Source organism: Shewanella sp., assembly GCF_047975355.1.
In the GTDB taxonomy this organism is placed as follows: domain Bacteria; phylum Pseudomonadota; class Gammaproteobacteria; order Enterobacterales; family Shewanellaceae; genus Shewanella.
On sequence record NZ_JBKEDJ010000103.1, the window covers coordinates 24,159 to 38,810 of the forward strand.

The 14,652-nt window shown below is 46.1% G+C and carries 12 protein-coding genes and 1 other RNA gene; 4 read left to right on the forward strand and 9 right to left on the reverse strand.

Annotated elements, in window-relative coordinates; all coding sequences use genetic code 11:
* The first annotated feature begins 2 nt into the window (after positions 1–2).
* A complete protein-coding gene (locus ACK5NH_RS20675; RefSeq protein WP_416923123.1) occupies positions 3–2,183 on the forward strand; it encodes an AAA family ATPase in 2,181 nt (726 codons plus the stop codon).
* Between the two features lie 331 nt (positions 2,184–2,514).
* On the opposite strand, the gene ACK5NH_RS20680 is transcribed toward ACK5NH_RS20675, so the two are convergent.
* The 8 genes from ACK5NH_RS20680 to ACK5NH_RS20715 form a co-directional block, all read right to left on the reverse strand.
* On the reverse strand, positions 2,515–3,111 hold the full coding sequence (locus ACK5NH_RS20680; RefSeq protein WP_416923125.1) for a hypothetical protein: 597 nt from the start codon (positions 3,109–3,111) through the stop codon (positions 2,515–2,517).
* A 122-nt stretch (positions 3,112–3,233) separates the two neighbouring features.
* Complete coding sequence (locus ACK5NH_RS20685) at positions 3,234–3,899, reverse strand: hypothetical protein (RefSeq protein ID WP_169548380.1); 666 nt, start codon at positions 3,897–3,899, stop codon at positions 3,234–3,236.
* A gap of 494 nt (positions 3,900–4,393) precedes the next feature.
* Positions 4,394–7,282 (reverse strand): aminomethyl-transferring glycine dehydrogenase, encoded by a 2,889-nt coding sequence (gene gcvP, locus ACK5NH_RS20690; protein ID WP_416923126.1) that lies wholly within the window; start codon positions 7,280–7,282, stop codon positions 4,394–4,396.
* 122 nt (positions 7,283–7,404) lie between these two features.
* Complete coding sequence (gcvH, locus tag ACK5NH_RS20695) at positions 7,405–7,794, reverse strand: glycine cleavage system protein GcvH (RefSeq protein ID WP_011071083.1); 390 nt, start codon at positions 7,792–7,794, stop codon at positions 7,405–7,407.
* A gap of 25 nt (positions 7,795–7,819) precedes the next feature.
* Positions 7,820–8,914, reverse strand: coding sequence for a glycine cleavage system aminomethyltransferase GcvT (gcvT, locus tag ACK5NH_RS20700; protein WP_011718288.1), 1,095 nt, complete (start codon positions 8,912–8,914; stop codon positions 7,820–7,822).
* Between the two features lie 398 nt (positions 8,915–9,312).
* On the reverse strand, positions 9,313–10,536 hold the full coding sequence (locus ACK5NH_RS20705; RefSeq protein ID WP_374912375.1) for an FAD-dependent oxidoreductase: 1,224 nt from the start codon (positions 10,534–10,536) through the stop codon (positions 9,313–9,315).
* A 36-nt stretch (positions 10,537–10,572) separates the two neighbouring features.
* On the reverse strand, positions 10,573–11,796 hold the full coding sequence (gene ubiH / locus ACK5NH_RS20710) for a 2-octaprenyl-6-methoxyphenyl hydroxylase (RefSeq protein WP_416923129.1): 1,224 nt from the start codon (positions 11,794–11,796) through the stop codon (positions 10,573–10,575).
* 104 nt (positions 11,797–11,900) lie between these two features.
* A complete protein-coding gene (locus ACK5NH_RS20715; protein WP_416923131.1) occupies positions 11,901–12,476 on the reverse strand; it encodes a UPF0149 family protein in 576 nt (191 codons plus the stop codon).
* A gap of 225 nt (positions 12,477–12,701) precedes the next feature.
* Here ACK5NH_RS20715 and ACK5NH_RS20720 point away from each other — a divergent pair, with 225 nt between their 5' ends.
* The 3 genes from ACK5NH_RS20720 to ACK5NH_RS20730 all read left to right on the forward strand — a co-directional run bounded on the left by ACK5NH_RS20720 (position 12,702) and on the right by ACK5NH_RS20730 (position 14,024).
* The gene (locus ACK5NH_RS20720; RefSeq protein WP_011718292.1) at positions 12,702–13,004 is read left to right on the forward strand and encodes a cell division protein ZapA; all 303 of its coding nucleotides are present in this window, start codon (positions 12,702–12,704) and stop codon (positions 13,002–13,004) included.
* 115 nt (positions 13,005–13,119) lie between these two features.
* A non-coding RNA gene (ssrS, locus tag ACK5NH_RS20725) (6S RNA) lies at positions 13,120–13,300 on the forward strand.
* A gap of 7 nt (positions 13,301–13,307) precedes the next feature.
* Positions 13,308–14,024 carry a 5-formyltetrahydrofolate cyclo-ligase gene (locus ACK5NH_RS20730; RefSeq protein WP_416923133.1) on the forward strand — a complete coding sequence of 239 codons (717 nt, stop codon included), beginning with the start codon at positions 13,308–13,310 and terminating at the stop codon, positions 14,022–14,024.
* Between the two features lie 118 nt (positions 14,025–14,142).
* Here the strand turns inward: ACK5NH_RS20730 and folM are convergent.
* Positions 14,143–14,652: dihydromonapterin reductase (gene folM, locus ACK5NH_RS20735; protein WP_416923135.1), on the reverse strand; the 510-nt coding region annotated here is incomplete at its 5' end.

Here is a 14,652-nt window from a genome sequence, read left to right on the forward strand (position 1 = left end):
ATATGATTGAATCAATTTCTATGCAAGGAGTAGCTAGTTTTCAAAATTCTACCCCTGTATCACTAAATACAAATAAGAAAATAGTCTTTCTTTACGGTCACAACGGTACAGGTAAATCTACTGTTGCAAGATACCTGCAGGATACAACGCATAGTAGCTACAATAACTGCAGCTATGTGTTACCTAATTCTCAAGATTATCAAATTCTAGTTTATAATACCGACTTTGTTGACAGAAACTTCTCTCAAGATAGCTTTAATGGAGTTTTCACCTTAGGTGAAACTAATATATCAGCAGAGCAAGCTATTAGTGAAGCAGAGCTAGAGATAATCGAACTAGAGAAACAAAGAAATCAAAAACAGATCTATAAAACTCAACTCAATGAAAAGAAAGCTACTCAAGTAAAAGCTATTAAAGATAAGTGTTTTGAAACTAAACAAGAGTATGAAAAAAATGACTTAGATCACTGTTTAATAGGTTTTAAAAACTCAGCCACTACATTTTATAATGAACTATTAAAAATAGAACTTATAGAAACTCCTGATTATAATTTTGACATTCTAGCCGCGGAATCAAAAGAACTTAATAATAAAAATACTGCACAAAAAAGTATGATTCCAAACATAACTTTAAACCTGGAGTCAATCGAGTCAAATAGTATTCTAAGTCAGGTCATTGTTGCCTCGAGCGAAAGTTATTTAGCTGCATTAGTACAAAAATTACAAAACTCTACTTGGATCGATAAAGGTCGAGTTTATATTAATGATACTGAAGGGAAATGTCCATTTTGCCAACAGGCTATCGATAAAACATTAATAGAAAATATTAATAACCTTTTTGATGTATCCTATGAAGAAAAAAAGAATGAACTAAACACCTTGCAAAGCAGATATGAGGAAGTTATCAAAAAACTAAACGTGACGTTATTAGATGCTCACTATACTGCCATTAACGATACTAATTTTGATTTAGCTAAAGAAAAACTTTCAGGTATTTTACAAGCCAATCTTATTAAGATTAATCAAAAAACAGCAGATCCAAGTGTGAAAGTAAACCTAGAGCCTACGGCGAAGTTAGTACAATCTATTAATGATATTATCAGTACCAAAAACATTTCTATAGCGAAATTCAACGCTAAGCTAGGAAATAAAAAAGAATCTTTAGCCGCTATAAAAAATAAGTTTTGGTCTTTAGTACGTATAAAATATGATGCTGACATTAAAGCTCATGATAATTTAATTAAATCAATAGATACTAACATTACTAGCGTTGAAAATGAGGAAAAGACGCTTACTACGGCAATTGATACTCAAAAAGTTATCGTCGCTGAGAACCGTAAAAAAATAACCAATATAGAAATGTCAGTAATCAGTATAAACAACCAAATAAAGTCTATAGGTTTAGAAGGTTTTGAGATTAAGCAAAAGCCAGGAGAAAATAATCACTATTATCTTTGTCGTGGTGTTACTGCAAGCGGTATTGACGTATATAAATCGCTCAGTGAAGGTGAAAAAACACTTATTACATATCTCTACTTTTTGGAGCTATGCCAAGGAAGCATAAATAGTGACTCCACAACTCCCCAAAATAAGAAAATTATTGTTGTTGACGATCCTATATCAAGTCTATCTCATAATTATATTTATGAAATAGGAGCTCTTACGAATAAAAAGCTTATTAAAGGTTACCAATATGCACAAGTAATACTACTCACTCACAGCCTATATTATCTACATGAAATGATAAAATACCTCCCTCAAAAACCGCAAGATTTTGAAAAAAAGTGTAGTTTATTTAGAGTGTTAAAAAACACTAACAGCGATATTTTACCCATGGAAAAAGACGATATAAAAAACGATTATCAGTCTTACTGGCAGATCATAAAAGACGCTCAAAATGGCAATACTAACAACATTGTTTTACCTAATATCATGAGAAACATTCTCGAATATTATTTTTCTTTTGTACATAAAACAGATGCACTAAAAATGGCTCTGGATGAACTTGAAGAAATAGACGCTGAATTCTCTCCTTTTTTTAGATTTATTAACAGAGAATCACACTCTGACTCTGTAAATATTAATGATTTAGGAGAAATCGACCCAGATAGATTCATAATAAAGTTTAAAGAAGTATTCATCAAAACTGATTTTGAGGAGCATTACAATAAAATGATGGCATAAACAGCAACACTGTCAGGACAGCCATAACTCACCACTCAATGGTTACACCAGAACTGACATTGTTGCACCAGTGACCTTCTAAAACATGGATGTTTTAGCAGAGCTTACAGGGATGTATTTACAGCGTGTCACTGGTGTAACAGTGCTAAAGCCTGCGGCAGGCAATGAGCAACACCGCATTATCAGCGACTTATACAGCTAATTAGCTAACAAATGGCCACCCATAATAAAACTGCGGTTTAAATTGGGTGGCACGATTTAATACTGTCTCAGGCCTCAACTCTGTCGTGTATGCGTCATTTCTTGACTACTTTGTTAATTGTGGATGTATTTAATTATCATACTTAAACTCCCAAATCCCACCAAATAACTCCTTCCCTAAACCATATTTATTAGTGCTGAAAAGATTTGGCAGAGGGACGGGATGAAAGTTTACACTTACGTAATCAAATTCTTCAGCTACCCACTCTATTATTTCTTCATGCCTTTTTTTGAAAAAGCTTTTTGACTTATGTGTTACTACAACTAGATAGTTTTTTTCCGTTTTATGACCAGAGGGCGAGTTTTCGCAAAGCCAAGCTAGCCTCAGGGCATCTTTCTTTAAACCTGTTGATTTAATTCCACGCTTAAACTCTATGATATGCCTGGCCTTTTTAGATTTTTGATTTCTAAGCACCAAGTCTACTTTACCAGAAAGCCTAAAGTGCTCTGGATGCCTCTCAGTATTGATTCCAAGTTCAGTGGCAATACTTTTAAATGAGTCCTCCATAGAAAAAGTGTAAGATTCAAATTTATCATGCAAATATTCAGCGATTTTTACTGATAGAAAATACTCTGGTAATGCATTTATCGATTGTCCAGTGACATTATCCGCAACTTGGGATGCTTCTAATAATGCTCTCCCAAGTTCAACTTTTATAGATTTCATAATTGGTACCTATAGTAAATATGACCATGCAAATGGCTACCCACTATAAAACAATAACATAAAGCGACTTAAGATGGGTGCCACAATTTCGAATTTTCACAAAGATTTAGGAGCAACCTCTCTCAAGAAGGTAATTTATTTGCAAGCCTATCAATCTCTCGATATACCGTATCTGAAATATGCTGTAATAATTCGACTTTAAGCAACATAATATCATGCAATCGTTTTAACTCACCATCTGTAGACTTTACATAATCTATTGTTTCATCTTTGGCGATCTCCTCAGTTAATCTGCCAAATGACAGATCACTTGGTGAAAATGGTTTGCTTATATTTAAAGATAAATTTCTCAATATATGGTTGTAAATGTTTATTTCAATTACTTTAGATTCATATTTAATCGCTGCCGCTCTAAAAATCCCCCTCTGCACTTGATTATGTCCAATTTTTGAAGCGACAAGAATAGTCAAGCTTTCAGAGTAATTGTTTGCTAACTCAAGCATTTCTAGCAAGTCCTGCCCTAAATTAATTGTCATGTGCAACTTATTTATATCAAACGGATGCTTCCAATGGTTATACGCAATGATACCCAATCCAAACGTCAGCACGGTAAACACTGACCCTATAACTGTGAATGTGGTTGATATACTTGCTCCACTGTCGTATATCCAAAGCCCAATATCACCAGACCACAGATAACCAACGATGATGCCACCCATCATAATCAGAGTGGCAATCAAGAGATAAAATAAAGCAGATTGTAGGTATTTTTGAATGATGGCTTGCATAAACAGAAGAACTCCATTTCAGAATAACTTCATGATATCAGAAGATTAACTGACTGCTCTGTTAATTCTTTGTAAGGGATAAAGCCAAAAGTTAGGACAGGCATAACTCGTCACTCAATGGTTACACCAAATACAGCATTGTTGCACCAGTGACCTTCTAAAACATGGATGTTTTAGTAGAGCCTACAGGGAGACTCTTGTTTAAACATCAGTACAGCGAGTCACTGGTGTAACAGTGCGAGAGCCTGCGGCAGGCAATTAGCAACACCTCATTATCAGCGACTTATAAAGTTAATTAGCAGCTCGATCTCGGCAGAATGAAAACTAACCAATAAAAAAGCGAACCGCTAAGGGTTCGCTTTTGTATGTCCATAATTGCGTTGCTGGCGAAGCTAATGCAAGGCGGATTGAAAGCTTTCGCACGGAGTTGACTTCTGTCAATGAGCACGAAAGCTGAGATTCAACGCCGCAGTAGCGAGCCTAAGCAGCAATTATTATTCATAGTCTGATAACGGCACACATGCACAGAACAAATTACGGTCGCCGTAAACATCATCAATACGGTTCACGGTTGGCCAGAACTTGTTAGTACGCACTGCGGCACTTGGGAACACGGCAACTTCACGGCTGTATGGGCGTGAATCGAACGCTGGGTCCATAATATCGGCCATAGTGTGTGGCGCGTTGTGCAGCGGGTTGTTGTCCGCTGGCCACTCACCTGCTTCCACCTTCGCGATTTCGGCGCGGATTGACACCATAGCATCGATAAAGCGGTCCAGTTCAACCTTAGACTCAGATTCGGTTGGCTCAATCATCAGCGTGCCCGCTACAGGGAAGCTCATGGTTGGCGCGTGGAAACCGTAGTCGTTCAGACGCTTAGCGATATCCATTTCGGTCACGCCAGAGGCTTCTTTGATTGGGCGCAGGTCGATAATACATTCGTGTGCGACGCGATCGTTACGGCCACGGAACAGTACTGGGTAGTGTTCAGACAGCTTCTTCATCACGTAGTTAGCGTTTAACAGCGCGGTTTGAGTCGACTTTTTCAGGCCGTTTGAACCGAGCAGCTTAATGTACATCCAACTGATTGGCAGAATGCCAGCACTGCCGTATGGCGCTGCAGATACCGCACCGTTGTTATCGCTTTCGCGGCCTGGTTTAACAACCACGTGACCGGCGACGAACGGCGCTAAGTGGGCTTTCACGCCGATTGGGCCCATACCTGGACCGCCACCGCCGTGTGGAATCGCGAAGGTTTTGTGCAGGTTAAGGTGCGATACGTCGGCACCGATAAAGCCTGGTGAGGTTAAGCCAACTTGGGCGTTCATGTTGGCGCCGTCCAAGTACACTTGACCACCGTGCTGGTGCACAATGTTGCAGATTTCGCGGATAGATTCTTCGTACACACCGTGGGTCGATGGGTAAGTGATCATGATACATGACAGGTTTTCTGCCACTTCAGCCGCTTTAGCCTTCAGATCTTCTAAATCCACGTTACCTTGCTTGTCACAGGCAGTCACGACCACTTGCATACCCGCTAATTGCGCCGATGCAGGGTTAGTACCGTGGGCAGATTGTGGGATTAAACAGATGTTTCTGTGGGCTTCGCCGCGAGACTCGTGGTATTTACGAATCGCCAGCAGACCCGCGTATTCACCCTGTGCGCCAGAGTTAGGTTGGATACACACGGCATCGTAACCTGTGACATTTACTAACCATGAAGACAGTTCTTCAATCAGTTGAGTGTAACCCTTGGCTTGATCCAGTGGGCAGAATGGGTGCATGTTGGCAAATTCTGGCCAGCTCACTGGGATCATTTCAACCGCAGCGTTTAACTTCATGGTGCATGAACCCAATGAAATCATTGAGTAGTTCAGTGCTAAGTCTTTGCTTTCGAGACGCTTGATATAACGCATCATCTCGGTTTCGCTTTGGTAGCGATTGAAGGTTGGGTGGCTCAGGATGGCATCTTCACGCACTAAAGAAGCTGGAATCGATTGGCTACCTTGCGCCACGATTTGCGCATCTAATGCGGCAACGTCTAAGCCGTGATCTGCACCTAAAATCACATCGAACAGGGCTTCGATATCGGTGCGGATAGTGGTTTCATCTAAGCTCACGCCGACGATGCCGTCAGCATCGAAACGCAGGTTCATCTCAGCGGCCAGCGCGCGTGCATTCACTGCTGCAACGTCTAAGCCTTTGATGCTGATAGTATCGAACCAAGTGTTGTTCACTAAGCTCACGCCCTTAGCTTGTAAGCCAGCGGCTAAGATATCGGTGAAGCGGTTGATACGTGATGCGATGGTTTTCAGGCCTTGTGGGCCGTGGAATACGGCGTAGAAAGACGCCATGTTCGCTAACAGAATTTGCGCGGTACAAATGTTTGAGTTGGCTTTTTCGCGGCGGATATGTTGCTCACGAGTTTGCATCGCCATACGCAGTGCGCGATTACCACGGGTGTCCTTTGACACACCGATGATACGGCCTGGCATAGAGCGTTTGTGCTCGTCACGGGCCACGAAGAAGGCCGCGTGTGGACCACCAAAGCCCATCGGCACACCGAAACGCTGCGCGCTACCGAAGACGACGTCGGCGCCCATGGCACCCGGTGACTTGAGTAACACTAATGCCATGATGTCGGCAGCGACAGTCACAATCACGTTCTTCGCACGTAATTCGGCGAATAAATCAGTGAAGTCAGTGATTTGACCGAAACGGTTTGAATACTGGAACAGGGCACCAAACAGTTCGTGGTTTACTGCTTCATGGGCAGGACCCACCACTACTTCAAAACCAAAACACTCAGCGCGAGTCTTCACTACGTCTAAGGTTTGTGGGAATACGTCATCGGCTACGAAGAAGATGTTGGCTTTTTTAGCTTTAGACACACGCTTCGCCAGCGCCATCGCTTCGGCAGCGGCTGTCGCCTCGTCCAGCAGTGAAGCGGAGGCTAAATCTAAACCGGTTAAATCCATCGACACTTGTTGGAAGTTTAGAATGGCTTCTAAACGGCCTTGAGCGATCTCTGGCTGATAGGGCGTGTACGCCGTGTACCAACCTGGATTTTCGAAGACGTTACGTAAAATCACATTTGGCACTTGGGTACCGTAGTAACCCATACCAATGTAGCTTTTGAAGACTTGGTTTTGTTTGGCTAAACCACGAATGTAAGCAATGCCTTCGGCTTCGCCGCAGGAATCACCAATGCTCAACTCTTGGCTTAAACGGATCGACTCAGGCACGATTTGCGCAGTCAGATCGTCCAGAGACTCAGCACCAACGTAGTTCAACATTTCTTGTTGCTGGCTGCTATCCGGGCCGATATGGCGACGTAAGAATAAATCGTGCTGTTCTAACTGAGTGAGGGTTTGCTTGGTCATGATAAACCTTGTTCCAGATTTGCCGTAGCTCAGGACTGTAGGGTACTGATAAACGGGCTATTGTTATGTCAAACTTGCGCTAAAACAAACGAAGCCCCTTGGGGCTTCGTTAGCGTCGACGATTATTCCTCGTCGATAACAGCTTGGTAACCTTCTGCATCGAGCAGAGCGTCAACTTCTGATTCATCAGAAGGCATAACGCGGAAGAACCAGCCTTCGCCGTAAGCGTCGCTGTTTACGAGCTCTGGAGAATCTTCCAGTGCTTCGTTGACGGCAATCACTTCACCAGAGATTGGCGCGTAGATGTCAGAAGCCGCTTTCACTGATTCTGCCACTGCACAGTCGTCGCCTGCAGTCACAGTGTCGCCCACTTCTGGCAGCTCAACGAAAACCATGTCACCTAACAGCTCTTGAGCATGCTCAGTGATACCCACAGTGTAGCTACCGTCTTCTTCCTTGCGGATCCATTCGTGTGAAGAGGCGTATTTCAGTTCTGTCGGAATATTGCTCATTGTTCTTGTTCCTTGTTCCGTTTTTTTAAAATGCTTGTTTACCGTTGCGCACAAAGTTTGGCGCTACTACTCTAACAGCCACGCGCTTTTTACGCATTTCGACTTCCGCCGTATCCCCAATCGAGTTAGGAACACGCGCCATCGCAATAGAATAGCCCAATGTTGGCGAGAAAGTACCGCTAGTGATCACGCCTTGCTGCTCAACACCCGCTGCATCGGTGAAAAATACTGGCATATCATGGCGTAACACGCCTTTTTCTTCCATCACCAGACCGACTAATTTGTCGGTACCCGCATCGCGCAGGGCTTCAAGTGCCTGACGACCGATAAAGTCACGGTCAGTTGGCTCCCATGCGATAGTCCAGCCCATGTTGGCGGCCAGCGGGTTGATGGTTTCGTCCATATCTAAGCCGTAAAGGTTCATACCGGCTTCGAGACGTAATGTATCGCGAGCGCCTAAACCGCAAGGTTTAACGCCTTGATCTAACAGAGCTTGCCACAGGGCTTCGGCTTCTGTTTCTGGCACGATGATCTCGTAACCCACTTCGCCAGTGTAACCTGTGGTGGCAATAAACAGAGAGCCAGCTTGCTTACCGAAGAAAGGTTTCATGCCTTCGATAGCGGCATTTTGATCGGCACTGAATACGGCGGCGGCTTTGGCCTTAGCGTTAGGACCTTGAACGGCGATCATCGCCAGCTCAGGACGCTCAGTCACAGTGACATCAAAACCTTGGGATTGTTTGGCGATCCACGCTAAGTCTTTTTCGCGGGTCGCGCTGTTGACGACAACACGGTAGAAAGTGTCGGTCAGGTAGTAAGTGATCAGGTCGTCGATGATGCCGGCATTGTCATCTAACATGCCGCCGTATAAGGCTTTACCAGGAACTTTAAGTTTGGCCACATCGTTTGCCAGCAACTTACGGAGGAATGCACAAGCGTCGGTTCCGGTCACATCAACCACAGTCATGTGGGACACGTCGAACATGCCTGCGTCTTGACGCACGGCGTGGTGTTCTTCGATTTGTGAACCATAGTTGAGGGGCATATCCCAACCGTGGAAGTCGACCATCTTAGCGTTTGATTCTAAGTGCTTGTTAAACAGAACAGTTTTATTAGCCATTGTTATCCCTTTTTTGCGGCCTTTTTCAGGTCTCTGCCTAGCGTAGGGTGATACAAATCCGGCTAAATATCTGGCTAATCGGCATTTCACTTCCACGATGCATCAATTTGAAAGGGGTTCTTTCGGTCTCAATGCGTCTGTCACTGCAACGCCTGATTCGCTCTGAATTGATCAGATATTTATCGTGATTGGTATAAGTACTAGGGTCTAAAATGCGGCGAAATTATACCTTGCGTCACAAATTTGTATACAGGAGATTTTTCTAATCCGAAGCTAGTGTCATTAGATTTTCTCATCTTCAACATGTAATTTTTTTACATACGAAAGCGAGATTTGCGCAGCCTGCAACCAAATCGCTGATATTATCAGCAATTATGATTACATTAGCGCAACCGAGGCTAGCGACATAACTTGGGGAGTGAGGACTTATTGCCCATGGCCTGTTGCATGAACACTGTTTTCAGCCCAGCGACATTATCAACCAGGTTGAGTCCCAGATCGCGAATGGCTTTTTTAAGGGGATTGCTCCCCTCGAACAGACGCTTAAAGCCTTCCATTGCCGCAATCATCTCCATCGCATCGGCCTTGCGCCAACGCTCTAACGCGCGCAGCTGGGCATAATCGCCGATATCCTTACCCGCATCGTGCAACTCGCCGATGACTTCGATAATGCTGGCGGCATCGAGGAAGCCTAAGTTTACCCCTTGGCCAGCTAATGGATGGATGGTGTGGGCCGCATCCCCCGCGAGCACCAAACGGTGGCGGGCAAAATGACGGGCGTAGCGCATCCGCAGCGGGAAGGCGTGACGTTCACTTTCAAGCTTACAGATCCCGAGGCGGCCATCGAAGGCGGCGGTGAGATTACGCTCGAACTGCTCTGGCGCCATCTCGAGTAACTCGTTAGCGCGTTCAGGCGGCACTGACCAGACGATAGAACAGAGGTTGTCTTCATATAACGGCAAGAAGGCCAGCGGGCCGTCCTGCAAAAAGACTTGGCGGGCGGTGGCAAGGTGCGGCATCTCGCTGCGAATGGTCGCCACGATCGCATGGTGGCCATAATCCCAGAAGGTTAACGGGATCTTACATTGTTCACGCACCCAAGAATTAGCACCATCTGCGGCAATCACGAGTGCGGCGCTGACACTTTCGATTTCAGCATCGGCACCATTGGCTAAGGTCAACCAAGCTTCACGCTCACCAAAGGCGATACGCTCTATGCGTTGATTTTCGATATGGGTGATATTGTCAAATTCACTGGCACGCTTGGCGAGGGCGTAGCTGATGGCATCATTTTCGATAATCGCGCCAAGGCTAGGTTCACTGATGCTGCTAGCATCGAAGGCAATTTTGCCAAAGCCGTCTTTATCCCAAACCGCCATTTTTTGATAGGGCGTCGCGCGGCTGGCATCTAAATAGTGCCAAGCGCCGAGGTGCTCGAGCAAACGTTGGCTCGCCTTATTGATGGCGCTAACCCTAAGCCTTGGCTCACCACTCACGGCTTGGGTGCTTTGGGCATCGATCACGACGACATTCAAGTTGGCCTGCGCCAATCCTATCGCGGTGGCGAGTCCCACCATGCCGCCACCCACAATGGCAATGTCATAGGCTTGTGAACTTAACATGGGTACATCCTTTTCGCGTTGCGATACCAGTAATGATTATTTCCAGCCCATCGCTTTTTGAGCGACGGGGGTTTTCAGTGGCGGGAACCAAGATAACAGACGCAATCCCAGATTACGCCCAAGGGCCAAGGGCCAATATTGGTTAGAGAAGCCACGGACTAAAAATTCAATATTGCTAATAGTGCTGTTTCTATCCGCCTCACGGGCCTGCAAATAGCCATGGGTGACGGCGACACCGCCGATATCCTCACCCTGTGCCAGCGCGCGTTGCAGCACCTCGAGCAGACTGACGACATCCCTAAGCCCTAAGTTAAACCCTTGCCCCGCAATCGGGTGCAGAGTCTGGGAGGCATTGCCGATAAACACGCATCTATGGTGAATAGGCCTTGGCATGTAGGACAGGTTTAACGGATAAGCATGGCGCTCGCTAACGTCGATAAACTGGCCAGCGCGATAGCCAAAGGCTTGCTGCAGCGCCGCTAAAAACTCGGCCTTGGGCGCTGTGAGCATAGCTTGAGCGCGGCTATCATCCAGCGCCCAGACGAGGGATAAACGCGGCTGGCCTTGGCTATCTGCCATCGGCAGTAGCGCTAATGGACCAGTCTCGGTAAATCGTTCGTAGGCCCAGTGCTGGTGCGGCTTATCGGTTTGTAGATTAGCGATAATCGCAGTTTGCTCAAACGCCACTTGGGTGATGGGCAAATTAAAACTGCTGCGCACCTTAGACTGCAAACCATCGGCGGCAACCACCAGCTTGGCGCAAATCCGCTCGCCGGAATCGAGCACCAACATGTGGCTGTCGATATCGGGGATTAACTCTGACAGTTTTGCTGGGCAGTAGAGCTTAACTTGAGTTTTGTGAAGCTCGCTAAACAGCACTTGGCCGACTCTTTCCAGCTCGACGACTTGGCCCAACGCATCTAAGTGAAACTGACTGGCGTTGAGTTCCGTCATGCCAAAATGGCCGCGGTCGGATACGTGAATATCCTTAATCGCCGTGCCTAAATGCGCCAGTTTCGGCCATAAACCTAAACGGGATAACTCGAAGATGGAACCATGGGCAATGGCGATGGAGCGGGCGTCAAAGCCGGGGTGGCTGTTATCGGGAAGGTGCGCCTCGATTAAGGCAATAGATAAAGGTTTTTCAGTGCCAGACAAGCGCGCTAAGGCCAGCGCGAGGGTCGCCCCCGCCATGGCGCCACCAACAATGGCAATATCGACATTTTGAACTGAATTATCCATGTGCTCTGCTACCGTCATGGGGTTCTCATTCAAGCTATGGCATGGCTAAAAGCGTTTCGCCATCAGGATGTTAGATTTGAAACTCATTAAAGGCGGAATGATTCCGCCTATATCTTTAGTGATTAATGGATCACCGCAGGATCGTCGCCCTCTCCATTGCTCGGCTCGGGGCCAAACTCGGAGTAACACAAAATGGCGGCAATACGCACAAATTCCAGCAACTCGATATAAGCCGTTTCCGATTCTTCATCGTCGGCCACATCGAATTCAACCTGAGCGATCTCGGCCAGATCTTTAATCACTTCACGCACTTCGGCCGAGGCTTTATTCAGCTTTGGCTGGATAATCGCGATGCCAGTTAAGAAGCTTTGCGTCCACAGGGATAAGGCCTCAACCCGTTGACTTAACGGCTCTTCCTCTTCGGGAAGCAGTGGCATAAAGCCAAACTCAAAGTCGCCTAAACGGGCAACCGAGTCTTGGAATAGCTCACAGACCAATTGATGCAGAGGCGACGGTAAAGGCTGACCATCATTCATCAGGTCAAATAAAGGTTTAATCCACAGATCGCCAGTTTGCTCTACGCCACCGCAGATTAAACCCACAAGGGCACCGTGCACTTCCACGGGATGCTGACCAATTTCAGCCGCATCGAGGGCGATTTTTAAGCTGTCGATGCGTAACGAAGGAGGGGTCGCCATATCAGATTCCAATCAGAATTTTCCAGCAGCAATGCTAGCAGAGATAAAGACTTGAACCAACTCTGATCCAGTATTCTTAAGGACGAAGATAAAAATTCCGGCAACTGCTCACACAAGCAGCAAACAAAACGGCGAATGCGCAATCCATCAGCGGCTTACCTTGCACTTTTAATATCAGCCCTATATAGTCCGCCCTATCGATGCCAACGAAAGGATCATCTTCGAATGAGTAATAGTGCAGTTGAAATCACCCTGCTAGGGCGCACCTACTCTATCGCCTGTCCGAAAGGTCAGGAAGATGCCTTACGCGTGGTGGCTCAAGGGGTTGAGCAACAGCTAACCACCTTAAAAAATCGCACGAATAGCTTAAGCCGCGAAGAAATTGCCATTATGGCGGCGCTGAATATTGGACACGAGTTGTACCAAGAAAAGCAAAAGAATAAGCACTATATGAAACAAATGGATGACCGCATCAGCCTGTTGCAGTCAACCTTGGAAAACGCCTTAGTTGAGCGTTCAACCAAATAGATTTAGACTGTGCCACTCGGTGCGAAGCACCATCAATCTGATAAGAGTTGCACAGTGAATGGCTAAACTGGCCTATACTTTTTAAACCAAGATTTTAGCGATTCAATACCGTTTTTGCTCCCTGGGGTGCAGGCCAACTGGTAATGTCCCTGTGCCGATAATTTTGATCTCAGGGTGAATGCTTTACTGACATTGAGCATGCTCGGCTCGTACCGAGAAGCCTTAGGAGGTAATCATTTACCCGCCTTGAACCTACGGTTCAAGGGCTACACCGGTAGCGGCATTCTGGGGAGCATCTTATTTATGTCTATCACTTCACCTGTCTCGAACACTTCGGCCCCAACAGTCAAGGGGCCACACGGCAATCAGTCTGCAATTGATACCCAGTCGCTAAGCCCAAATCTAAGTCCAACGCTAAGCCTAAGCCCAACGCTAAGCCGCGCCGAATTGCGTAAACAGATCCGCTTAGCTCGCCGCTCGCTTTCGACAGAGCAGCAGGTAGAGGCAAGCCTTGCCGCTGGTCAGCGAATGCTCGAAAAACTGAGCGCGCTGAATGCCCAACATGTCGCACTTTACCTCACCCACGATGGTGAACTGGCAACCGCTCCGCTTATCGAAGCACTTTGGCAACAAGGCATTCACACCTATCTGCCACGGCTCCATCCCTTTAATGCAGGACAATTATTGTTTTTGCATTACCACGCCGACTCGCCAATGCAGCCGAATCAATTTGGTATTTTAGAGCCTAAGTTGGATGTGCGTAGCGTTATGCCAATTGAGCGATTGGATGTAGTGATCACCCCGCTGGTTGCCTTTGATATCAAAGGTAATCGCATGGGCATGGGCGGCGGCTATTACGATAGAACATTAGCCAATTGGCACGCCAAGGGTAAACCTCTGCCCATGGGTTACGCCCATGATTGCCAGCAAGTCACAGCCCTGCCCTGCGAGCATTGGGATGTGCCCTTACCTGCTATCATCACTCCAAGCAGAGAATGGCGGTTCGACTGGGCCGTTTAATCGAATCAATCGAGTCATTCGTTTAAATCCAGCTACTCGTTTAAATCCCGCTACTTTTTTAAATCCAGTTACTTTTTTAAACCCAGTACTTGATTAAGTTCACTGCTATCACGCGGTTTTACTTTAAATGCCGCCCACCATCGACATTGTGGCTGCGTCCAGTGACGTAGCGGCTCGCCAAGAGATAGTCCACTAAGGCGATAATCTCTTGATTTCCTGCTTCTTTTGGCAAGATGGCCTTAGCCAAGGTCTTTTGCCGATAGGCTTCATCATCGCTTGGATTAAAGAGGATCATCGCCGGAGCAATCGCGTTCACTTTAACCTCAGGAGCCAATTGCGCCGCAAAGGATAAGGTTAAGTTATCCAGTGCCGCCTTACTAGCCGCGTAAGCCATGTGCTTGGTACTGCCCTTTTCGGCCACATAATCGGTGAAATGGATAATATCGCTGGCGCCAATCTCACCCTCAGCCCCCTCTCGCAGCTGTGATGCTAAGGCCAAGTTTATTTGATAGGGTACGCTCACATGCACCAGCATCATACGCTGCATGACTTTATGGGCGGCAAGGCTTGGGCTGTTATCTGGCAGCCAGTCAGAGGCGTTATGGATGATGGCGCGGATTTTGGGGTA